21 protein-coding genes are annotated in these 21,804 nt (G+C 34.5%); 6 read left to right on the forward strand and 15 right to left on the reverse strand.

Annotation, left to right across the window (positions count from 1 at the left end; genetic code table 11):
* Window positions 1-62: 62 nt before the first annotated feature.
* The 3 genes from malS to AC0IXC_RS14035 form a co-directional block, all read right to left on the reverse strand.
* Window positions 63-1,775 (reverse strand): oxaloacetate-decarboxylating malate dehydrogenase, encoded by a 1,713-nt coding sequence (gene malS, locus AC0IXC_RS14025; protein WP_002012227.1) that lies wholly within the window; start codon window positions 1,773-1,775, stop codon window positions 63-65.
* A gap of 74 nt (window positions 1,776-1,849) precedes the next feature.
* Window positions 1,850-3,289: an aspartate ammonia-lyase gene (gene aspA / locus AC0IXC_RS14030; RefSeq protein WP_002012229.1), complete on the reverse strand. Its 1,440-nt coding sequence runs from the start codon at window positions 3,287-3,289 to the stop codon at window positions 1,850-1,852.
* A gap of 24 nt (window positions 3,290-3,313) precedes the next feature.
* Complete coding sequence (locus AC0IXC_RS14035; RefSeq protein ID WP_002012230.1) at window positions 3,314-4,585, reverse strand: cation:dicarboxylate symporter family transporter; 1,272 nt, start codon at window positions 4,583-4,585, stop codon at window positions 3,314-3,316.
* 380 nt (window positions 4,586-4,965) lie between these two features.
* Here AC0IXC_RS14035 and pyrH point away from each other — a divergent pair, with 380 nt between their 5' ends.
* Complete coding sequence (pyrH, locus tag AC0IXC_RS14040) at window positions 4,966-5,709, forward strand: UMP kinase (protein WP_002012233.1); 744 nt, start codon at window positions 4,966-4,968, stop codon at window positions 5,707-5,709.
* Window positions 5,710-5,762: 53 nt separating this feature from the next.
* On the opposite strand, the gene cls is transcribed toward pyrH, so the two are convergent.
* The 6 genes from cls to AC0IXC_RS14070 all read right to left on the reverse strand — a co-directional run bounded on the left by cls (window position 5,763) and on the right by AC0IXC_RS14070 (window position 12,217).
* The gene (cls, locus tag AC0IXC_RS14045) at window positions 5,763-6,974 is read right to left on the reverse strand and encodes a cardiolipin synthase (protein WP_471652976.1); all 1,212 of its coding nucleotides are present in this window, start codon (window positions 6,972-6,974) and stop codon (window positions 5,763-5,765) included.
* A gap of 131 nt (window positions 6,975-7,105) precedes the next feature.
* Window positions 7,106-8,251, reverse strand: a complete 1,146-nt coding sequence (locus AC0IXC_RS14050) for an ABC transporter permease (protein WP_002031112.1) — start codon at window positions 8,249-8,251, stop codon at window positions 7,106-7,108.
* Window position 8,252: 1 nt separating this feature from the next.
* Window positions 8,253-9,362: an ABC transporter permease gene (locus AC0IXC_RS14055; RefSeq protein ID WP_201066749.1), complete on the reverse strand. Its 1,110-nt coding sequence runs from the start codon at window positions 9,360-9,362 to the stop codon at window positions 8,253-8,255.
* Window positions 9,363-9,398: 36 nt separating this feature from the next.
* Window positions 9,399-10,337, reverse strand: coding sequence for an ABC transporter ATP-binding protein (locus tag AC0IXC_RS14060; protein ID WP_002086377.1), 939 nt, complete (start codon window positions 10,335-10,337; stop codon window positions 9,399-9,401).
* A gap of 136 nt (window positions 10,338-10,473) precedes the next feature.
* Complete coding sequence (locus tag AC0IXC_RS14065; protein ID WP_002031110.1) at window positions 10,474-11,574, reverse strand: sensor histidine kinase; 1,101 nt, start codon at window positions 11,572-11,574, stop codon at window positions 10,474-10,476.
* A 4-nt stretch (window positions 11,575-11,578) separates the two neighbouring features.
* Window positions 11,579-12,217: a response regulator transcription factor gene (locus AC0IXC_RS14070; RefSeq protein ID WP_002012250.1), complete on the reverse strand. Its 639-nt coding sequence runs from the start codon at window positions 12,215-12,217 to the stop codon at window positions 11,579-11,581.
* A 276-nt stretch (window positions 12,218-12,493) separates the two neighbouring features.
* Between AC0IXC_RS14070 and AC0IXC_RS14075 the strand changes: the two genes are divergently transcribed.
* Genes AC0IXC_RS14075 through exsE form a run of 4 tightly spaced genes read left to right on the forward strand, consistent with a single transcriptional unit; the run spans window position 12,494 to window position 15,438 of the window.
* Window positions 12,494-12,982, forward strand: coding sequence for an RNA polymerase sigma factor (locus AC0IXC_RS14075; RefSeq protein WP_080019334.1), 489 nt, complete (start codon window positions 12,494-12,496; stop codon window positions 12,980-12,982).
* Window positions 12,979-13,422 carry a hypothetical protein gene (locus tag AC0IXC_RS14080; protein WP_002086380.1) on the forward strand — a complete coding sequence of 148 codons (444 nt, stop codon included), beginning with the start codon at window positions 12,979-12,981 and terminating at the stop codon, window positions 13,420-13,422. Before AC0IXC_RS14075 ends, AC0IXC_RS14080 begins: the two co-directional genes overlap by 4 nt.
* On the forward strand, window positions 13,415-14,485 hold the full coding sequence (locus AC0IXC_RS14085) for a hypothetical protein (protein ID WP_002086382.1): 1,071 nt from the start codon (window positions 13,415-13,417) through the stop codon (window positions 14,483-14,485). The genes AC0IXC_RS14080 and AC0IXC_RS14085 overlap by 8 nt, the downstream gene beginning before the upstream one ends.
* Window positions 14,482-15,438, forward strand: a complete 957-nt coding sequence (gene exsE / locus AC0IXC_RS14090; RefSeq protein ID WP_002141220.1) for an exosporium protein ExsE — start codon at window positions 14,482-14,484, stop codon at window positions 15,436-15,438. The genes AC0IXC_RS14085 and exsE overlap by 4 nt, the downstream gene beginning before the upstream one ends.
* A 30-nt stretch (window positions 15,439-15,468) precedes the next feature.
* Here exsE and AC0IXC_RS14095 read toward each other — a convergent pair whose 3' ends face one another.
* Entirely contained in the window at window positions 15,469-16,716 is a 1,248-nt protein-coding gene (locus AC0IXC_RS14095; protein ID WP_088031589.1) for a DUF445 domain-containing protein, read from the reverse strand.
* Between the two features lie 154 nt (window positions 16,717-16,870).
* Window positions 16,871-18,208, reverse strand: coding sequence for a D-serine ammonia-lyase (locus AC0IXC_RS14100; RefSeq protein WP_002141216.1), 1,338 nt, complete (start codon window positions 18,206-18,208; stop codon window positions 16,871-16,873).
* Window positions 18,209-18,357: 149 nt separating this feature from the next.
* On the opposite strand from AC0IXC_RS14100, the gene AC0IXC_RS14105 reads away from it, so the two are divergent.
* Window positions 18,358-18,903, forward strand: a complete 546-nt coding sequence (locus AC0IXC_RS14105) for a helix-turn-helix domain-containing protein (protein ID WP_002012259.1) — start codon at window positions 18,358-18,360, stop codon at window positions 18,901-18,903.
* Between the two features lie 48 nt (window positions 18,904-18,951).
* Here the strand turns inward: AC0IXC_RS14105 and AC0IXC_RS14110 are convergent, their stop codons facing one another.
* From AC0IXC_RS14110 to AC0IXC_RS14125, 4 genes are read right to left on the reverse strand one after another with little or no spacing between them, the layout of a single operon-like run.
* Window positions 18,952-19,632, reverse strand: a complete 681-nt coding sequence (locus AC0IXC_RS14110; protein ID WP_176280911.1) for a prolipoprotein diacylglyceryl transferase family protein — start codon at window positions 19,630-19,632, stop codon at window positions 18,952-18,954.
* A 17-nt stretch (window positions 19,633-19,649) separates the two neighbouring features.
* The gene (locus AC0IXC_RS14115) at window positions 19,650-20,204 is read right to left on the reverse strand and encodes a TlpA family protein disulfide reductase (RefSeq protein WP_002031090.1); all 555 of its coding nucleotides are present in this window, start codon (window positions 20,202-20,204) and stop codon (window positions 19,650-19,652) included.
* Window positions 20,205-20,222: 18 nt separating this feature from the next.
* The gene (gene ccdA / locus AC0IXC_RS14120; RefSeq protein WP_002031088.1) at window positions 20,223-20,936 is read right to left on the reverse strand and encodes a cytochrome c-type biogenesis protein CcdA; all 714 of its coding nucleotides are present in this window, start codon (window positions 20,934-20,936) and stop codon (window positions 20,223-20,225) included.
* Between the two features lie 54 nt (window positions 20,937-20,990).
* Window positions 20,991-21,803, reverse strand: coding sequence for a M56 family metallopeptidase (locus tag AC0IXC_RS14125; protein WP_471652977.1), 813 nt, complete (start codon window positions 21,801-21,803; stop codon window positions 20,991-20,993).
* Window position 21,804: the final 1 nt, after the last annotated feature.

Consider the following 21,804-nt stretch of genomic DNA (forward strand, 5'->3'; position numbering starts at 1 on the left):
CCTATGCTTTTTTTCAATTGTAAAAGTGAAAGCCCGCTTATAATTATAAACGGGCTTTATTTCTATATTCTAACCTTTTCTACCGCTTTTATTTGGCGATACTCCGGTTCCCATATTGCTTCTTTTACTGCAATCTTAATATCGTCATCACTTAAGTTCTCTCTAGCAACACCTTCTGCAACTGCGACTTTCGCTACTTCAATCGCAACCAGTTCAGAGATATTACGTAACTCTTCAACTTCTGGCAAAATAGGCGCTCCTGGCTGACTTGTATCTACCATACTTGCAACTGCTTCTGCTGCTGCTGCGAACATTCCATCCGTCATGACGCTTGCACGAACAACAATTGTACCAAGACCTAGTCCTGGGAAAATAAGTGCGTTATTTGACTGTCCAATCACATACGTTACACCGTTATATGTAACCGGTTCAAACGGACTTCCTGTTGCAACTAATGCTTTTCCTTCTGTCCACTCGATTAAATCTGCTGGTTTCGCTTCAGCAAGTGGCGTTGGATTCGACATTGGTAAAATGATTGGTCTTTCTACGTGAGAAGCCATTTCTTTAATAATTTCCTCTTTAAATGCGCCTGCAACAGTAGATGTACCAATTAAAATTGTCGGTTTTACATGTTTCACAACTTCAGCAAGTCCGATAGCATCATTTTGTTTCCAATCACTTACTTCAGCTTCTTTTCTTGCATATGGAATTTGGAAATCAAGAAGATCTTCCATATTATCTGTAACCAACCCATTACGGTCAATACACCAGAAACGATTATGTGATTCTTCGTCTGATAAGCCTACACGAACCATTGCATCTCTTACTTGATCTGCGATACCGATTCCAGCCGTACCAGCACCAAACACAACTACACGGTGTTCACTTAACGGTACACCAGAAGCTTTTACTGCCGATAATACAGCAGCAAGTGAAACTGCCCCTGTACCTTGAATATCATCATTAAACGTACAAACGTCATGACGATATTTATCTAAAATTTTTCGTGCATTACGAGAACTGAAGTCTTCCCAATGTAGAAGTGCTTTCGGGAATTGTTTATTTACCGCTTGAACAAACGTATCAATAAATTCATCGTAAGCTTCACCTGTTATACGAGGGTGACGATTTCCAATATAAAATGGATTGTTTAATAATTCCTCACGATTTGTACCTACATCTAAAATTACCGGTAATACACGGCTAGGATCGATTCCAACTGCGGCCGTATATACAGCCAATTTCCCGATTGCGATGTTAATTCCACCAACACCCCAATCACCAATTCCTAATATACCTTCTCCATCCGTTACAACGACTAAATCAATGTTTTCAGCTGTTGCACCGATATTTGCAAATGCATCTTCAATACCTGATGGATCGTTAATTGATAAATAAATGCCACGTGGTTTACGGTATTCATGACTATATCTTTGAATTGCTACACCTACAGTTGGTGTATATACAATCGGTAACATTTCACGTAAATGCTCTGTTAAAATACGATAAAATAACACTTCATTTCGATCATGTAACGCTGTTAAGTATACATTCTTTAATAAATCATCCGGCTGAGAACTAAATTGTTCATATGCTCGGCGTGCTTGTTCTTCTAACGTTAAAACCGCTGGCGGTAGTAACCCTTTTAAACCTAACTCTTCTCTTTCCTCTTGTGTGAAAGCTACCCCTTTATTTAAAAGTGGTGTTGATAATACTTCTGCTCCTCTTAATGTTGTTTCTAATGCACCATTAGAAGCCACTGTAAACTTACTCATAACATCCCTACCTCTATTCATATATAGCATTTCTATATTGTAAACAAAAAAGAGGGGATTGTCCCCCTCTTCTTTTAATTTTTCTTTAAAAGAGTTGCTCCTGCAATCCCTGGGTGTGTCATTTCGAATGGATCTAGAATTAACTCTAATTCCTCTTGTGACAATACACCATTTTTCACACATAGTTCTCGAACGGATTGCCCTGTCGCAATTGCTTCTTTCGCAACGCGAGCTGCTGCTTCGTAGCCGATATGAGGGTTCACGGCTGTAATAATTCCTACACTCTTCTCAACGTACTCTTTTAAGCGATCTTCATTCGCTTCAATTCCTTTTAAGCAATTATCTGTAAAGGCACGGAAACCGTTATTCATAATGCTAATAGATTGAAGTAAGTTGAAAACAAGTACTGGTTCCATAACATTTAATTCTAATTGTCCTGCTTCTGAAGCAAGACAAATTGTATGGTCGTTACCAATTACTTGGAACGCAATTTGATTAATTACTTCTGGCATAACAGGGTTTACTTTCCCTGGCATAATAGATGAACCTGGTTGACGAGCTGGTAGCATAATTTCCGCTAATCCAACGCGTGGACCTGATGCCATTAGACGAAGGTCGTTCGCAATTTTAGACATGTTCATCATACATACTTTAAGTGCTGCAGATACTTCAGTGTACGCATCCGTATTTTGAGTTGCATCTACTAAATCTTCTGCACCAACAAGTGGTAGTTCACTAATTGTAGCTAAATGTTTTACAACTGCTTCAATATATTCTGGATCTGCATTTAAGCCTGTACCAACTGCAGTTGCTCCCATATTTACTTCATATAAATGTTGACGTGATTGCTTGATACGTTTCATGTCACGTTCAAGTACGCGGGAGTATGCTTTAAATTCTTGTCCAAGACGAATTGGCACAGCATCTTGTAAATGTGTACGACCCATTTTAATAACATGATCGAACTGTTCTGCTTTTAATTCAAATACATCATGCATATAACCCATTGTTTGTAATAAGCCTTCTAATGCATTTAATGTTGCAATATGAATCGCTGTTGGGAATGCATCGTTTGTTGATTGTGCCATATTTACATGACTGTTTGGACTAATATAATCATAGTCTCCCTTTTCCATTCCTAATAATTCAAGGGCACGATTGGCAATGACTTCATTTGCGTTCATATTCATTGAAGTACCTGCACCACCTTGAATTGGATCAACGATGAAATGATCATGCCATTTCCCCTCAAGGATTTCTTGTGATGCTTCTGCGATAGCACCACCCTTTTTCAATTCCAATCTTCCTACATCTGCATTAGCAAGTGCTGCCGCTTTTTTTACAATTGCTAACGCTTTAATTAAACCTTCATGAACTTTGTATCCTGTAATCGGGAAATTCTCCACTGCACGCATTGTTTGTACACCGTAGTACGCATAATTTGGTACTTCTTTTTCACCTAAAAAATCTTTTTCAATTCGTACTCCATTTTTAACTTCAGTTAATGTTGCCATGATTACTCACTCCTTAACAATCTCTTACGCTGCTTTTGTTTGTTTGACCGTTTCTACATATTGTTTTGCTTTCTCATCATCGAATTCGCCTTCCCACTTCGACATAACAATGGCAGCTAATGCATTTCCTAATACATTGACAGCTGAGCGAATCATATCTAAAATGCGGTCAATTCCCGCAATTAATGCGATGCCTTCTAGCGGTAAGCCCATTGATCCTAACGTCGCTAATACAACAACGAATGATGCACCCGGAACTCCCGCCATACCTTTGGATGTTAACATGAGAACGAATAATAGCGTTATTTGCTCCGTCAGTGACATGTGTACACCGTACATTTGTGCAACAAACAATGCCGCTAACGCTTGATAAATAGCTGATCCAGTCAAGTTAAATGTATAACCTGTCGGAATTACGAAAGAGGCAACTGCTTTTGGACAACCGAACTCTTCCATTTTTCTCATTATATTAGGTAAAACAGCTTCTGAACTTGCTGTCGTAAATGAAAGAATAAGTTCTTCTTTTAAAATTTTCATTAATGTAAAAATATTTACTCCAACCATTCGCGCATTAATACCTAATACAATCACAACGAATAGTATAACAGTTACGTATACAGCTAGCACTAGTTTTCCTAAAGGAAGTAGTGTTGCTACACCAAATTTTGCAACCGTAACAGCAATTAATGCGAATACACCAAATGGTGCGAATTTCATCACTTGATTTGTAACCCAGAACATCGCTTCGAGCACACCTTCAAAAAAGTTAAAAACAGGCTTTCCTTTTTCTCCGATTGCTGCAACTCCTAAACCGAATAGTACTGAGAAGAATATAATCGGTAATAAGTCACCTTGTGTAATAGACTCAAATATATTTTTCGGTACAATATGAACAATCGTTTCTGCAAAGCCTTTCTTCTCTGTTGCATCTGCTGTTTGTTTATAAGAAGAAATATCACTTTGCTGTAAATTACTCATATCAACGCCAGTACCTGGTTGGAATATATTTGCTGCAAGTAATCCCATTAAAATAGCAATCGTCGTAATAATTTCGAAATAAAGAATTGTCTTACCGCCCAGTTTCCCAAGCTTTTTCATATCACCTACACCAGCTACCGCAACAATTAATGCTGAAATAACAATCGGTACTACAATCATTTTAATTAAATGAATAAATATATCCCCAACTGGTGTGATATAAGAAATCGCCGTTTTATTGCCATAAAAGATTGCCCCTACTACAATCCCTAAAACAAGTGCGACAAAAATTTGTGTTGCCAATCCGAATTTTTTCATTTATGTTCATCCCCTTTTATGCGAACGCTTTCATTTCGTATTTATAAAAGCTTACTCACACATCATATAGGCGAACCTACAAAATCATACAAAAACCTACAAGTTCGTCACAAAAAATTCAAATTTATTTCTTATAATATTCATTGACACTTTTTTATAAAAAAGAAATAAAATAACCTTGATAAAACATCAGATTATTTCGTATAATCTAAAAGATATACGTATTCTAAATAAATGGGGATGAAAAGGAGTGGATGTTATGAAAAATCACGTGAAGAAGTTCATCATATCTATTTCTTTTCTATTTCATTTTCTTACGAAGGAACAAAGGCATTCGCCTTTGTTCCTTTTTTATTGCAATCTATATAGGGGGAATTGTTATGAAACCATATAAACGCGTCTTAATTAAACTAAGTGGCGGCGCACTTGCTGATCAATCTGGAAATAGCTTTAACTCCAAACGATTAGAACATATCGCAAACGAAATAATATCCATTATTGACCTAGATATCGAAGTATCCATTGTCATCGGCGGCGGTAACATTTTCAGAGGTCATCTAGCTGAAGAATGGGGAATTGATCGTGTAGAAGCTGATAATATCGGTACGCTAGGTACGATTATTAACAGCTTAATGCTTCGCGGCGTTTTAACAAGTAAAACAGATAGAGAAGTACGCGTTATGACTTCCATCCCTTTTAATGCAGTAGCTGAGCCATATATTCGCCTACGTGCAGTACATCATTTAGATAACGGTTATGTTGTCATATTCGGTGGTGGTAACGGGCAACCATTCGTTACAACAGATTACCCAAGTGTACAAAGAGCCATTGAAATGAATAGCGACGCCATTTTAGTCGCAAAACAAGGAGTAGACGGTGTCTTTACAAGTGATCCGAAACATAACAAATCAGCGAAAATGTACAGTAAACTGAACTATAACGATATTGTTAGGCAAAACATACAAGTAATGGATCAAGCCGCTTTATTACTTGCTCGAGATTATAATTTACCGGCACACGTCTTTAACTTTGATGAGCCTGGTGTTATGAAAAGAATTTGTTTAGGTGAACATGTTGGGACGTTGATTAATGATGATGTTTCGATGCTTGTGCATGAAAAATAGTTATTCCCATCAAAAAAGGGTGTCCTTTATAGACACCCTTTCTTCCTTAATTATTATAAATAAAAATCAACTAATCCCGCCAACCTCTCCTTAAAACGCTCCCAAAAAGATAAGTTATCAAAAAACTCTTTCTTCATTTCTTTCGAATCATTAAAATCCTCTATTAACGCCTTATTTACTTGCGCTACGATAGGACCACCATGAATATACAAATTCATCTCATCATTAATATAGAAGCTACGTGCAGTAAAGTTTGTAGTACCGATAACAGTTAGTTCATTATCAATCAGCATTAACTTTCCATGAAACATACCTTTTTTATAGCCGTATACCGTAATCCCGTTATTAACAGCTTGACGGATGTAAGGGTATGCAGCCTCTTTAATGAGAGGAATATCTGGTTTATATGACCATAGTATTTTTACTGTAACACCACGTTTTTGCGCTCCAATTAAAGCATTCATTAATTCTTTATTTTTCGCTATAAAATAAGGTGTTGTAATTACAATTGAATGTTTCGCTTGTTTTATTAACTTTATATATTTTTCAGCGACGTGATGTCCATTGTAGCTAACCATCGTATGTAATGTATTCCCTTTACTCGCTTTATTCGTACTTCTTTTTATATGTTCTTTCGTATCTCGTTTCCAATCTAAAGCGAATTGCTCTTCTAAATCTTTTGCTCCTTCTCCTCTAAGCCGCACATGATAGTCACGCCAATATCCAAATCGCTTATCTTTCCCTAAGTACTCATCCCCCATATTAAAGCCACCCGTATAGCCAATCTCCCCATCAATCGTCGTAATACGACGATGATTACGATGGTGAAGTGAATAAAATCCGAATGGCAATTCAGGTTTTCTACTATATGTAAAATGTACACCACTTTCCCGCAATTCATTTTTCATCTTTCTTTCAAATGATAAATCATTAATGCGATCAACCGATAAATATACGTTTACTCCTTCTTTCGCCTTCTCCTTTAATAAGTTTAAAAAAGTATGGCTACTTTTATCATCCGATAAAATATAAAAATAAGTGTAAATAGATCGCTTCGCTTCTCTTATATCAGTAAATAACTGTTTATAAAACGACTTCCCTTCCACATATAATTGAAAGTCACTATAATGAGGCGCATACTCTGTCGGCATGTTTTTCCCGGCTTCCATTTTCCTTCCGAGCGTAACGTCAATATGCATCCAAATTAAAATAACAACGAAAATAGCAATAATAATAGAAGTAACTCGCAATATCTTTTTAATCATTTGGATTTCCTTCCGATCATATTACTTACTATTTCGTAGTGTTTCATTAAATTACTTTTTCATACGAAATGTATTCCTTACTTTTAATTACGAACAAAAAAGGCGTGGCATTTACGCCACACCTTTTTTCATTAAACAAAGTTCCTCGCATCATTATTTCTTCCAAACTTATAAATAGCAATTAAGAAGAATGCTATCGCGAAAGCGAATAAAATTAAAATATTTAAATACAACTCAGAAAATGGAATGCCTTGCTGTAGTTTTGAAATCGTATCTAGTAACCAACGCTGCGGAAGGAAATCAGCTACTTTTTGTACTGCTTTCGGCATAATGTCGTACGGGAAATAACATCCAGCAAGTAAACATGTTGGTACTATTACTATATTTTGCATTGCATTTGAAGCAGTTGAACTTTTTGAAAAAGACACAATGACTAATGATAAACCAATTGCAATTAAAGCGAATATCATAAGCACACCAATCATAACTATGAAAGGCATATTTATAGTTGTGTGAAAAACATTCGTCATAAAGAATACTGCAATTACAATTTGTACTGTTAATATCATCATATTTACTGCGACATTAGATAATATAAATTTCTTTCCGTCAATCGGCGTTGATAATAATCTAAAATACGTTCTGTTCTCTTTTTCTTTTAAAATAAATCCTGATAAGTTCACTGCTGAAAATAACATAAACATAATAAGATAACCCATCGTTTGATTTGTCATATCTTTATTTTTTGAAGTATCTTCAAGTGTCTCAGACTTTACTTTAAATGAACTTTTTTGATAACCCGCGTACATACTATTAAACGTACTTTGATCGGCCCCTGCCACTTTACTAATCGCAGCGATGTTATCAACATAGTTATATAAATACGATTTTATAAATCCTGTTACTTGATCGCCTTTAATCGATGAAATCTCAATATGACTCGGTTTCCCTTCTCGAACACTTTCAGAAAAACCAGACTGTAATGTAATAACACCATCAAGTTTTTTTGAAGTGAGTTTATCTTCCACTTCAGATTCCTTAATTTTACTAACATTTACATGATTGAGTCCTTCTAAAAATTTCACTGTATCATTTGCGATAGGTTGATTTTCTTTATTTATAACCCCAATATTTAACGTTCCTTGCCCTACATTCCCATATATCGAAAAGGAAATGAGCGTTCCTATTATCGGCAAGCTAATAATAATAAGTAACCCCTTTTTATTTTTCAGAAGCACAGATAACGTTTTTTGTATGAGCCATAAAATATCTTTCATACTATAGCCCCTCCCGTCTACGTAATGCAATAATCGCAATTAATAAGAAGATTGCTGAAATCCCAAGATTTAAAGATATTACCGGCAGTGCCGCTCCTACATCATTTGCATAAATAATTTTCATAATAGCTGTGTTTGCCCACGTTAATGGTGATAAATTCGTAACGAAATTTTCTTCCACTACGAAATACGCACCACCAAAAATAGACGCTAATTGCACAACAACCATAATAATCGCTCTAGATGCCTCACCTGTTTTTGTAATATATCCGATTCCTAAACCGAAGCTAATTGCTAAAAAGACTTCTGTTAGTAAAATAATAAATATGATTCCAATATGGTCGCCCCAATTCGCTTGAAAAACAAATTTACTAAATAAAACGACAAGTAATAGACAAAGGGCATTCGCTACAAGACTACCGAGCACTTTCCCAATGAAAATTTCAGCCTTACTTATAGGTGCTGCAATTAAACGATCTCCTGTTTTACGTATTCGTTCTCCTCGAATTAAAAAACTCGCCCCCATTGCAGCGTACAGTGCAATCATCGTCGTCATTACAACCGCATAGTAATCCATAGAACCTGGTTTTTTAGCAGCTTGTAAAGATGTTTCTTTAATATAATCATTATGATTTCCGTTTGAAATAACTGCGCTAACCTTACTCGGGTCTACTTTTGCAACTTCGGCCACTACGTTGTACTTATCAACAAATGTTGTAAGCATGCCTTCCACAATACTTCCCTCAATACTACTTTTGTCACTTCCATAAAATTTTGCACCATCTTTATTTAACTCTACATAAGCAGCATATTTATTTTGCTTCACTTCTTCTTTCCCATCTATACCTTCGGAAGCTTTTTTAAAATGAATACCTGATTTATCGACTTCTTTCGTAAATGCTTCAAATGATTGAGAAAACGTGCTATTTGCTTCATCTTTATATAGCACTTGTATATCCTTAAACGATTGACTATCGCTATTAAATGCATTCGTTAACGCTGTTCCTAACACAAGCATAAGTACAATCGGAAATGCTAACATAAAAACTAAAGTTCTTACGTCCCTGAAATCTCTTTTAATGTGCATCACTGCAATGTTAAAGATGTTCAATTGATGAACCTCCCTTTACCTTTTCTTCATTTACCTTTATTTATCTCGTAAGTTTCTTCCAGTTAACGTAAGAAATACTGTTTCTAAGTTTGGAGCCTGCTCCTCTAACGAACGAATTTCAATGTCATGATTAATGAAATGCTGAATAATTTTATTTAAATTATTTAATCCTGCATCCGAGTTTACCTTGATTACGTTCTCTTCAATTTGAACAGCTTTCACACCATTTATCTCTTTTAAATTTTCTACATCTAAATTTTCTACTGACTTTACTTCAATCCAAATATCTTTCGTATCTGTAATAATTGCTTTTAACTGTTCTTTCGTTCCTTCTGCAATTACTTTACCGTGATCGACAATTGCTATTTTCGTACAAATCTCTTCTACTTCTTCCATGTAGTGACTCGTATAAATAATCGTACTTCCCATTTCATTTAATTTTCGGACAGACTGAAGAATGTAGTTCCTTGACTGCGGATCAATTCCAACTGTCGGTTCATCCATAATAATTAACTTCGGTCTATGAGCGATTGCACAAGCGATATTCAGTCTTCGTTTCATCCCGCCAGAAAAGTTTTTCGGATAACTTTTATGTTTATCACTAAGGCCTACAAATTGAAGTGCTTCCTCTACTCTCGCTTTTAGCTCGGCTCCTCGTAATCCATACAATCCAGCAAAGAATTTCACATTTTCATAGGCAGTTAACTCTTCATAAATCGCAATATCTTGCGGAACGATACCGATATTCATTTTCGCAAATCGATTATGTTTCTTTATATTTTTTCCTAGTATGCTAATTTCACCTTCATTACTTCTTAACAAACCAGCAATCATATTAATCGTTGTACTTTTACCAGCACCATTTGATCCTAAAAAGCCAAATATCTCTCCTTCTTTAATAGATAAAGACATATTATCTACTGCGATGAAGTCACCAAATTTTTTCGTTAAATTTTTAATTTCCAATGTATTCATCATTTCACCCCTATTTCGGTTTCTCTGCTTTTATTATAAACAAAAAGAATGAACCTGCTCAGTGCAGAAGTTCACCCTTTTCACATGAGATTATTCACTTTTTTCATATGAGATGATTCATCCTCGTCTCATCCTCTTATATCGGCAATAACATTGTTACTGAAAAACCACTTGTTCCATCTACAATAATTTTTCCGTTTACTGATGCTGTTCGCTCCTCCATTCCCATAATACCGAGGCCTTTCTTAACAAGAGCTGCACCTTTACCATTATCCTTCACTTGTACTTTCACCATCTTGTTCAGTACATGAATATCTATTGAAATGACTGTCGCATCAGCATATTTCATCGCGTTTGTTAGTGCCTCCGTAACATTTTCACCAATAATCTTCCACTGAATCGGTGAAATCATATCTAAATTCCCTTTATATACGAAAGGAATATTTATATCATGCTTACCGGCAAATTCCTCTATGAATAATTTCATACGATGAATACCAATTTGCTCAGTTGGTGGCTTCATATTTTTTAATGTAATCCGAATGCTTTCAATTCCATCTTTTGAAATATGAATTGCATTTTGTAATAACTCAGCAGATTTCACTTTATCTATTTCCATTAATCTCTTCGCTGCTTCCATTTGAATAAGTGCACCTGTCATTGAGTGACCGATTTTATCATGAATTTCTTGAGATAGTCGATTTCTTTCCTCTAATTTAAATGTGTATTCAGATTGCCTTATGTAATCTTTATTTTCATTTAAACTTTTCGTAAGTCTTTGTATGTCTTTTCTCATTTTATCATTTTGCATTTCTAGTTTTAATAATCGTGCTATATAGCGATGAGCTATCGTTAAGGAAAAAAAACAAAATGCACTAATAAGTCCATACGTCATTTGAATACCTTCACCTATAAAAATAATAGGAAGAATCATAATGAAAAAGATTAACCATTTCTTTTTTATGTAATAATTTGCAATTTCATATAAGTTCAAAGGTAAAAACAAAATAAAAAACGGATGAACCTTCCATGTAAATAACATAACTACGCCAATTGACACACAAGTTAATATATTTTTGTACGTATCTTTTTTAAATATAGAGATCAACACATTGACAGAAAGATATAAAAGCAAAGTAAGTATAATCCACGGTAAGTTCGTAACATTTAAATGAATGTAGCTAAACACTATATATAAAAAGACAATAAGTTTACTTACAGTTAACCAAAATTCCATAACATTAATCTACTTTCCCTGTTAAGTAATAAATCGCAATTTGTGTGCGATGTTCTAGTCCAGTTTTCCCTAAAACTGATGTAATATAATTTGCAATCGTTCCTTCAGATATGAAAAGTTGCTTCGAAATTTCTTTATTCGAAAAGCCTTTCGCAATTAATGCGATAATACTAAGCTCTCTTTCTGTAAAAAGACTCTTATCAATTTTAGATTCTTCCTCTTTACTTTCCATTAAATTAGACTTAATTTTATCAAGCACTACATCTTGCATAACAGTTTGACCGTTATAAACTCCTTTTATCGCATCACGAATACGCTCCGGATCATTATTTTTTAACAAATAACCTTTCGCTCCGTTTTTTACTGCATCCAAAATATATTCATCATCATCAAACGTCGTTAAAATGAGAGGCTTCGTTTTTGTCTCTTCACAAATTAACTTCGTCGCCTCTACCCCGTTCATGTTTGGCATACGAACATCTAAAAGCGCGATATCAACTTCATACTTTTTACAATACGCTACAGCCTCTTTCCCATCATTTACAGTATCTAATACTTCAAACTCTTCGTATGTATTTAAAATAATTTTCATGCCTTCTCTAATAAAAGAATTATCGTCCGCTATTAATATTTTAATTTTCATGTTTGTTAGTATGGACCTTCCCCTACTAACATTCACATCCTTTCTCTGTGTAACATTTCCTTCTTGCTCATTATATACTTCTCTTTACCATTTTTTCACACCTTTTTCATATAGCCCTCCTGCTAAAAATATATTATTCTTTTTTTATAACATGTGTAGGGTGACTTATCATTTCTTACGTCTATATAATAGAATGCGTCAAAAAGGAGGGAGAGACCGATTGAGGAAAAACAATTAGTTGAAAAAGCACAACAAGGAAGCGAACATGCTTTTCGTATCCTTGTACAAACATATCGTCATTATATTTTTCAAGTTATCTTTTCTATTTTAAGACATGAAGAAGATGCTAAAGATGTTACACAAGAAGTATTCGTAAAAATTCACGCCTCTCTCCCAAATTATCAATTTCGCGGATTAAAAACGTGGATGGCACGTATTGCCACCAATCACGCTATTGATTATAAGAGAAAAAAAGCTAGAGAAAACGAAGAACTCTCCTTATGTAAAGAAACTGCGGAAAATATAAAATCCTCTCATAATATTGAGGCTTTATTATTGACGAAAGAGCAAAAATTACTCATTGCTCAAAAACTGAGAGAACTTCCCGACAATTACCGTGACGTCGTTCTCGCACATTACTTAGAAGAAAAAAGTTATCAAGAAATTGCTTTGCAAGAAAATATTGAAGTGAAAACAGTCGAAATGAAACTGTATCGGGCAAGAAAATGGATTAAAAAACATTGGAAGGAGGAAGAGTTTCTATGATGCATTATTCAAAAGAAGATTGGCGCAATTATACATTAGATGTTATATCAAACAATGAACGTGAATCTATGGAAGAACATCTTTATGAATGTGATCATTGTTTAGCACTTTATATGGAAAGTATTGATGAACAACATGAAAACCTTCCAATGATAAATGATGATTCATTTACGAACGAAGTTATGACGCAAATTAATTTTGAAACACTACAATCTAATGAAAATATAAAAACAAACTCACTAAAGCGCACAATTATTCACTACATAATTGCGACTGCGGCTACAATTATTTTTATGGTAAGTGGTTTATTCCAGTATATTTTCACAGCGACATCAAATTTCGAGAAATCTTCAAAACATAACGAGTCTTCTATCTCACAACAAATTGTAAACAAATCGGTAGACACATCAAAAAAGGACGGAGGTTCAAAGCATGAATAAAAATCCCTTTTTAGCACTTGTGTTAGGGCTAATTCCTGGGCTTGGACATTTATATTTAAAGAAATTTGGACGATTTATTTTATATAGCGGCGGGGCTTTATTTCTATTTATCCTTGCAGCATTTTGTACAATAGCATTAGGAGCGCGTGATATTGCTTTTCTTTCTCTATTTTTACTAGTCGTGTTATGGGCGATCAATTTATTAGATTTAGTTATCACTATTATTAATCAATCGAAAAAACAAGCAGCCGGAGAATTTACAGAGTCCTCTAAAGAAAGCGAACGATTTTATATCATTCTTCTATCAATCATTCCTGGACTTGGCCATTTCCAATTAGGACTTATGCAACGCGGACTTACATTTTTAGTCGCTTGCACAGGAATCGGAAGTATGATTATATTCGTTGCACTCTTAACATCTCAAGGAAGTTTCCTTATCTTTCTTATTACATTACCTGTTTTATGGATTTATAATTTCTTCGATGTTGTTCAACAACTACAGAAAAAAGAACGCGGCGAGCAATTAGTGGATCGTACTATTTTTGAAGAATTTGAAGAGCACCGAGAACAAGGAAAGAAAAATAAAACATTCGCTTCCATTTTAGCAATGTTTCCTGGAGCAGGACATATGTATTTAGGCTTACAGCGCCGTGGTCTTCAGCTTATGGCAGCCTTTTTACTATCTATTTATTTGCTCGACTTATTAAGACTCTCTGCGTTTTTATTTTTAGTACCAATCATTTGGTTCTATAGCTTTTTTGATGCGTTACAGCAAACTGCAAAATACGGAAAAGAACGTGTCAATGACGAACCTATCATTGACTATTTTATCAATCATCAAAGATGGATCGGTATTGGGTTAATTACACTCGGTGGTTATTATTTATTAGATCAAACAGTCCTTCCTATTTTGAATGACTATTTTGCAACTATATTTAATATTCATCTTAGCGAACTATATTATCGCTATTTCCAAACATCTATCGTTGCTCTCCTTTTAATTGGTGGCGGCTTTAAATTGTTACTTGGAAATAAAGAAAACAAAGGTGGTACAAACGAATGAGAACATGGCGCGTTGGAACATTCTCAATGGGGCTCTCCATTATTACATTAGGTTGCTTTTTACTATTTTCAGTCGTAAAAGGAGTTCAAGCATTAGATACATTAACAGCCTGGTGGCCTGTTTTACTTATCATACTTGGCGCTGAAATTTTACTATACCTTCTATTTTCTAAGAAGGAACATTCATTTATTAAATATGATATTTTTAGTATTTTCTTTATCGGAGTTTTAGGAAGTGTTGGAATTGCTTTTTACTGCTTATTATCAACTGGATTGCTAGAAGAAGTTCGTCATTCTATTAACACAACTAGACAAACGAGTAATATTCCAGACGGACAACTTGATATACCTGAATCTATCAAAAAAATCGTAGTGGATGCGGGGCATCACCCTCTAACGATAGAGGGAGATAATACAAATCAAATTCATCTTTTTGGAACATATGAAATGACGACAAAAACAAATGAAAAACCTAATTTAAAAAGAGATGATTTCCTTTCAGTTCAAACGGCTGGAGAAACGATGTATATAACGTTAAAACCATTACCGGTTCAGCATACGTTTTTTAACTTCGCACCACAGGTGAAACAAACACTCGTTCTTCCGCAAAATAAAAATGTAGAGATCCGCGCTTCGAATAACGAACTATCTCTTTATCCAGGTCAATTACAAAATAATTGGTTTGTACAAAACAGTTCAAACGTATCTGTTCATTTAACTAAAGAAAGTGATGTTTCTTTAACAGCCGTAACAAATCAAAAAGAAACTCACGGAAACACACCTTGGGAACAAGTAGAAGATTTAGCGAAAAAAGAAAATAATTCTTCAGAAGAAAATCCAGAATTAAATGGGCAAGAACATTGGTATAAAAACTCGATAAAAACAGGAAATGGAACGTACAAATTAAATATTGAGAAAGCTTATAATTTAAATATGAGCGTTATCGAAAAATAAGAAACCTTCCACAATTGTGGAAGGTTTTTCTCATATAATCGCTTTTATTCCTTCTAAAATTAATCCAATCATAAAACCACAAACAGCCCCGTTCACACGAATCCACTGCAAATCTTTACCGACATTATTTTCAATCATTTCGATTAATGTTTTATCATCTAACTTATCAAGGTTTTCTTGCACAAGCTTTCCAATTTTCGAATGATTCTTTTCAACAATAGTAACAACTTGTTTTTGTAACCAATCTTCTATTTTTTGAACAGTCAATTCGTCTTCTTTTATTTTATTCATTTGTGTTTGTAAGAATGGAACAACATATTTATCAGCAAATTCTTCATTCTTCACAAAAGTAACTGCCCTACTCTGTACTTGCTCTAGCATCTCTTTTATTTTGTCAGTAGCATCCCAATTTGCAATCCATTTTTCTTTCCACTTCTCTAATTCCTGTAATAAAGATTCATTTTCTTTTACATTTATAATCTCTTGACGAATTTTCGCTAATATAAGTTGCCTTGTGCTATTATCTGCATCTTGTAAGCTGTTAATATTGCTAATGATAAACTTCTGCAAAATGCCGCCGATTTTATCCTCATCAACAATATTCATAAACGATTTCAAAGTAAACTGTAGGAATCCATCTACTTTTATGTTTTCCATCGCCTTCATGCCTAAGCTTCCGAGCTGATAACGTGCTTCATCTTGAGCTGTCCAATCTTTCACTTTTACTAATATGTAATCAAGTGTTTTTTCATCATATTCTTGCACTACTAATTGATCCACGAGAACTTGTAATATGTTACTTGTATTAATTGTATGCAAATACGTTTTTAATTCTTTTTCAATAATAACTGCTAATTTTTCCGTATCTATTTGAAGAATCGCTTTCTCAGCAATTGTTACAATCCCTTTTTTCACAGCGTCAGACTGTAACTCTTTCTCAGCAATTTGCAGTACCATTTGCGCTAGCTGCATTTCTTTTACTTTACTTGTAATACTGTCTTTCGTCAGCCATTCATTTTCTAACGTAGAAACGAGTCCCTTTGTTACCCGCTTACGATTTTTCGGTAATAATGCTGTATGTGGAATTGGGATTCCCAACGGATGACGGAATAAAGCTGTAACCGCAAACCAATCCGCAAGTCCACCAACTAACCCAGCTTCAAATCCACCTTGTATAATTTCTCCAGCTACCGTTCCTTGAAAAGGGATGGAAGCCGCAAAACCTACGCCCATAACCCCAAGCGAAATACCCGCTATATATTTAGTCTGTAATGACATCGTATACACATCCTCTTATTATGTAAAATAAAGCTTTTTTGTTATATTTATTCGATATTAGCAATCCTTTATATCTATACTATAATGAACTAATGCGAAAATAACAAAGAATTTTATGCACATGAAAAAAATGAGGCTGTAAATAGCCTCATTTTTATTTTAACGTTAATTCCAAACCTTTCTTATAATACCCATTCATCACGTCTTCCGGAACCATACTCCCACCAGTTCCCCACACAATATGAGTACCTTTCTTCACCTTCTCTGTTAACTGTTGTTTTTGTAAATACTCATTTTCAGCTTTACATACATTCAACGGCCCTATCATACCCGCTAATGCAGAAGGCTCTAAATAAATATTTTCAGTATCAGCCAGTTCTTTTAATAATCTATATAACTCCTCATCACTTACTGTGTAATTTCCACTCAAAAATGGTTCCATCGTTTTACCGACAAATCCAGATGGTCTTCCTACCGCAAGTCCATCCGCATCGGTTACATTATCAATTCCGATATCTTGAACGGCAATTTTATCGTGAAGCCCTGTCATTAAACCGAGTAACATACACGGAGAGTGCGTAGGCTCCGCAAAGAAACAGTGTACGTTGTCTTTGTACAATAATTTTAAACCAAATGCTACTCCGCCAGGCCCACCACCTACCCCGCACGGAAGATAAACGAATAAAGGGTGCTCTTCATCTACTACAATCTCTAACTCTTCTAATTGTTTTTGTAAACGTGACGCTGCTACTGCGTATCCTAAAAATAAATCATGCGAGTTTTCATCATCAACAAAATAACAGCTAGGATCTGCATCTGCTTGCAGTCTTCCTTCTTCTACTGCTTTACTATAATCAGCTTCATATTCAATAACGTTTACACCTTTACTTCTTAATAAATCTTTTTTCCATTCTTTTGCGTCTGCCGACATATGAACAGTCACATTAAAACCTAATTTCGCACTCATAATACCGATGCTAAGCCCTAAATTCCCAGTAGAACCTACTGCAATTGAATACTTCGCAAAAAAATCTCTAAATCTATCACTATCTAAAATTGAATAATCATCTTTCCCTGTTAACATTCCATGCTGAAGTGCCAGTTGCTCTGCATGTTTCAGCACTTCGTATATTCCGCCTCTAGCTTTTATTGATCCTGATATCGGAAGCCCGCTATCACATTTTAATAGTAATTCCCCTAAAATAGGTTTCCCATAACTTTTCTCTAAAGATTGTTTCATAGAAGAGATTTTCACTAAAGGTGATTCTATAATACCGCCTGTTTCTTTCGTTTCAGGAAATACTTTCGCAATATATGGTGCAAAACGCTTTAATCTCTCTTCCGCGTCTTTTACATGTTCTTCATTAAGTGGCGAATTTTTTATTGCTGTTTCATACTTTTCCATATTCGGGTTTATCCAAAATACTTCTTCTGTTGCGATTAAGTTATTTACTAGTGGATATTGCTCTTTTAATGCCTCTATCTCCTTCATTCCTCTTCCTCCTCATATCCTTGTAGATAGCCATATAATAAATTATAATTAAATTAATTTTAATATAGTTTAACATAAATAATTCATTTTAGTTAATTTCAATTTAATTTATTTAAATATAATTTAATAATTATTAAGGAGCATTTATTATGGAAAATATAGATATTGGTAAAAAGATTGAAAAACAAAGAAAAGAAAAAGGATTAACTAGTAAAGAATTAGCAAAGATGGCCGAAATCACACCATCAATGCTTAGTCAAATTGAACGTGGTTCTGCTAACCCTTCTATTCAAACATTAAAGGTACTTGCAAAAGCTCTTGATGTTCCAACATTTAGTTTTTTACTTGAAGAAAATAATACAGACGATTTAATTGTACGTTCTCATAAAAGAAAAAAAATGATTATCGATAATTTATCATATGAATTGTTATCACCTGATTTCACAGGAAATTTAGCAACAGCAATTATGACTATCCCACCAAATACTGCTTCATCAGAAAATGTTCTAGAACATAAAGGTGAAGAATTAGCATTTGTATTAGACGGAAAAATCACATTGCACTTAAATGAAGAAGAATACACATTAGAAACTGGTGATAGCGTAAAAATACCAGCTTATTTAAAACATAAATGGGTAAATCAATTCGAGAAAAATGCGATTGTTTTATTTTCTGTTACTCCGCCGATTTTTTAATTCATATGATGATACAAAAATAGCCATGCTCTCCGTGCATGGCTACTTTTATTTTTTTGGTACTAACAAAATCCCTAGACTAATAACACAAAAACTGAGTATTTGCTGTATTGAAAGACCAAATAGAACTGAATTTTGTTCACTAATAAGTGAAATAATGATATGAGCAATTCCCTCGCAAATTAGAAAAAAGCTTATATTCTTTCCATTTCCTAATCTTTCATTTTTAATCCATAACGAGCCAATTATACCGAGTGCGAGTATAATCTCATACATGAAAATAGGATGATACAAAAATTTTGATTCATATATTTTCATCCCCCACGGCAGTGTCGTTTGTGCACCTACTTCTTGATGGAATATAAAATAAAAGATTATACTCACGCAAAATCCAAAAGGTAATGTATCAAGTAAAATCCGAAGAGAAAATTGCTCTTTTTTACTTTTCCAAACAATATATATACTCGCAATTACGCACCCTACTATAATATGCTGAATACTTCCTACAGCTAATAATGCTGGCATTGGCGCCCCAATGGCCCATACCGGATTTAAAATTGCCGGTGCGAATTTCCATACTAATACAATGATAAGAAAGCCATTCGTTACTGCATCCATCATTTTTTCATATTGAATATTTTGCTTTTTCATCCTTAGTTTCATTAGAGTAAATCCAAATAAACTTCCTATTATAAGAGAAACGGGTTGTAACCTCACCATCCACTCCATCACTATGAAATCCCCTCTTAATTCTCAATTATTTTCTTAAACTTCTCTTCTAATTGATCTGGAGGTAATACACCTCGTGCATGATCTACAATAATTCCATCTTTATTAACAAAAAATGTCGTTGGTAAAGAAAATACTTTATAATCTATTCCAGCTACTCCGTCCATATCTAATAGAACAGGAAATTTAAATCCGTGACGATCTGCAAATGCGCTCGCTTCTTGTACTGGATCCCCGATTGTTGCATTTACCGCAAAGATTTCAACATCCTCCTTATATTTATCATACAAACGAACTAGATCAGGAGCCTCCATTTCACATGGACCACACCATGATGCCCAAAAATTAATAACATATGGTTTTCCCTTTGCATCATTTAACGAATAAAGCTTCCCGTCCAATCCTTTTAATGTTATGTTCGGCGCTTTAAATCCCACTTGTGGTAATACTTCCTTCTCTTGTAACTCCGCTTGTTTCGCTTTTCTTTCTTTTTCTTCTTTCTTAGTATTATAAAAGTTAACTCCTGCCCAAATTAGTGCCCCAGCTAGTATAATAGCAATTAGTTTCTTCACTTTTTTTCCTCCTCATTTCTAAAATCCCGTAAATCCGCCGAATAGACGAATAAAGAACGCTGTAATTTTCGTCATTTGATTTGTATATAATAAAACCCCTGTTAAAATCATCATTCCACCGCCGATTTTCATCATGACATTGGCATAAGTAACAATCCATTTTACCTTTCCAATAAAAAATGCCATCACGAAAAACGGAACTGCAAAGCCAAGAGTATATGCCGTAATATAAAGAAGCGCACTTTCAGGATTGGTCGCCCCGAGCATAAGCACTGCAGAAAATATCGGACCAACACACGGTGTCCATCCTGCTGCATATGTCATGCCGACCAAAACTGAGCGAATATATCCTGTCGATTTACTTCTATACTGCACTTTTTTCTCTGCCATAAGCCACTTAGGCTGAAACAATCCAGTCATAAATAACCCCATCAAAACAATAAAAACCCCACCAATTTGCTGAATCAATCTTTGATTAGATGAAAAAGTAATCCCAATCCAACTCACCGATAAACCTAACGCATAAAATATAACCGAGAAACCGATCATAAAAAATACTGTATGTATAATCGCTGACTTTTGCATAATCCCACGATTTTCTTTTAAATCTTGAATAGACACACCTGTAATATATGATAAATAAGATGGATATAGCGGTAAAGAACATGGTGATATAAATGAAAGTATCCCAGCCCCTACTACTAGCCAAATTGTTAAATCCGCCGCATTCATTTTATCCCTCCTAAACACACTACAATGCGTAGTGTTAATTATTAAAAAAAGAGGCTATATGCACTCTCCGACAATAAGTACAATCGACATACAAAATAGCCCTAACGTTACATATACTGAATTTGTATGTAATGGCATATTCAGCTTAACAACTTTCTCATTCAACACTTGCTCAATTCGTAAATTAATTGCGGTTTTCGCAAACGACGCTGTAATACATTGATTTTCCATCGTCTTTATTTTAATTAACTTTAATAATGCACTACCTAGCTCAAATGAAGATTTCATTTTTTGCATCGCATATTTATCTGCTGATAGTTCTTGATATACATGATAACGCTGCAACATCCCTTTTAATATAGGAATATACATCATTCCCTCAGCTAACAATGTAAAGAAAAATAACTTTAATGGATCTCGATTTTTTTGATGATATTCCTCATGTAATACAATCGCATCAATTTCTTCCTCAGAAAATGCCTGAAACATTCCTTCTGAAATGACAATTTTCGGTCGAAATAATCCAATTGTAAATGCCGTAATCTGTAACGTTGATAATACGTACACTTGCCTTCCTTTTCTAGTAATAGACACGAGATTTCTTTTCAATCTTTTACTATAAAAAAATTGCTTCCAAATTCTTTTACTCATAATGATTACAGTAAATAACAGTAATCCGGCTATCATTATACGAAGTATTGATAGTTCCCTCATATGTTTTTGTAATTCAAATAAACAAAATTGAGAAAGGAAAAATGCTTTATTTTGAAAAAGAAATGGGTATGTAACGTAGTATACTAACATGCTTAAAAAAAGCACACTAATAGTCACTGCTAACAAAACGATTTTACGCATTTGCCACTTCATT

The organism is Bacillus sp. AC266, from assembly GCF_979253805.1.

Bases quoted from the DNA above. Each gene is read 5' to 3' on its own strand.
- malS (WP_002012227.1), bottom strand. From the start codon at position 1,775: ATGAGTAAGTTTACAGTGGCTTCTAATGGTGCATTAGAAACAACATTA.
- aspA (WP_002012229.1), bottom strand. From the start codon at position 3,289: ATGGCAACATTAACTGAAGTTAAAAATGGAGTACGAATTGAAAAAGAT.
- AC0IXC_RS14035 (WP_002012230.1), bottom strand. From the start codon at position 4,585: ATGAAAAAATTCGGATTGGCAACACAAATTTTTGTCGCACTTGTTTTA.
- pyrH (WP_002012233.1), top strand. From the start codon at position 4,966: ATGAAACCATATAAACGCGTCTTAATTAAACTAAGTGGCGGCGCACTT.
- cls (WP_471652976.1), bottom strand. From the start codon at position 6,974: ATGATTAAAAAGATATTGCGAGTTACTTCTATTATTATTGCTATTTTC.
- AC0IXC_RS14050 (WP_002031112.1), bottom strand. From the start codon at position 8,251: ATGAAAGATATTTTATGGCTCATACAAAAAACGTTATCTGTGCTTCTG.
- AC0IXC_RS14060 (WP_002086377.1), bottom strand. From the start codon at position 10,337: ATGAATACATTGGAAATTAAAAATTTAACGAAAAAATTTGGTGACTTC.
- AC0IXC_RS14065 (WP_002031110.1), bottom strand. From the start codon at position 11,574: ATGGAATTTTGGTTAACTGTAAGTAAACTTATTGTCTTTTTATATATA.
- AC0IXC_RS14070 (WP_002012250.1), bottom strand. From the start codon at position 12,217: ATGAAAATTAAAATATTAATAGCGGACGATAATTCTTTTATTAGAGAA.
- AC0IXC_RS14080 (WP_002086380.1), top strand. From the start codon at position 12,979: ATGATGCATTATTCAAAAGAAGATTGGCGCAATTATACATTAGATGTT.
- AC0IXC_RS14085 (WP_002086382.1), top strand. From the start codon at position 13,415: ATGAATAAAAATCCCTTTTTAGCACTTGTGTTAGGGCTAATTCCTGGG.
- exsE (WP_002141220.1), top strand. From the start codon at position 14,482: ATGAGAACATGGCGCGTTGGAACATTCTCAATGGGGCTCTCCATTATT.
- AC0IXC_RS14095 (WP_088031589.1), bottom strand. From the start codon at position 16,716: ATGTCATTACAGACTAAATATATAGCGGGTATTTCGCTTGGGGTTATG.
- AC0IXC_RS14100 (WP_002141216.1), bottom strand. From the start codon at position 18,208: ATGAAGGAGATAGAGGCATTAAAAGAGCAATATCCACTAGTAAATAAC.
- AC0IXC_RS14105 (WP_002012259.1), top strand. From the start codon at position 18,358: ATGGAAAATATAGATATTGGTAAAAAGATTGAAAAACAAAGAAAAGAA.
- AC0IXC_RS14110 (WP_176280911.1), bottom strand. From the start codon at position 19,632: ATGGAGTGGATGGTGAGGTTACAACCCGTTTCTCTTATAATAGGAAGT.
- ccdA (WP_002031088.1), bottom strand. From the start codon at position 20,936: ATGAATGCGGCGGATTTAACAATTTGGCTAGTAGTAGGGGCTGGGATA.
- AC0IXC_RS14125 (WP_471652977.1), bottom strand. From the start codon at position 21,803: ATGAAGTGGCAAATGCGTAAAATCGTTTTGTTAGCAGTGACTATTAGT.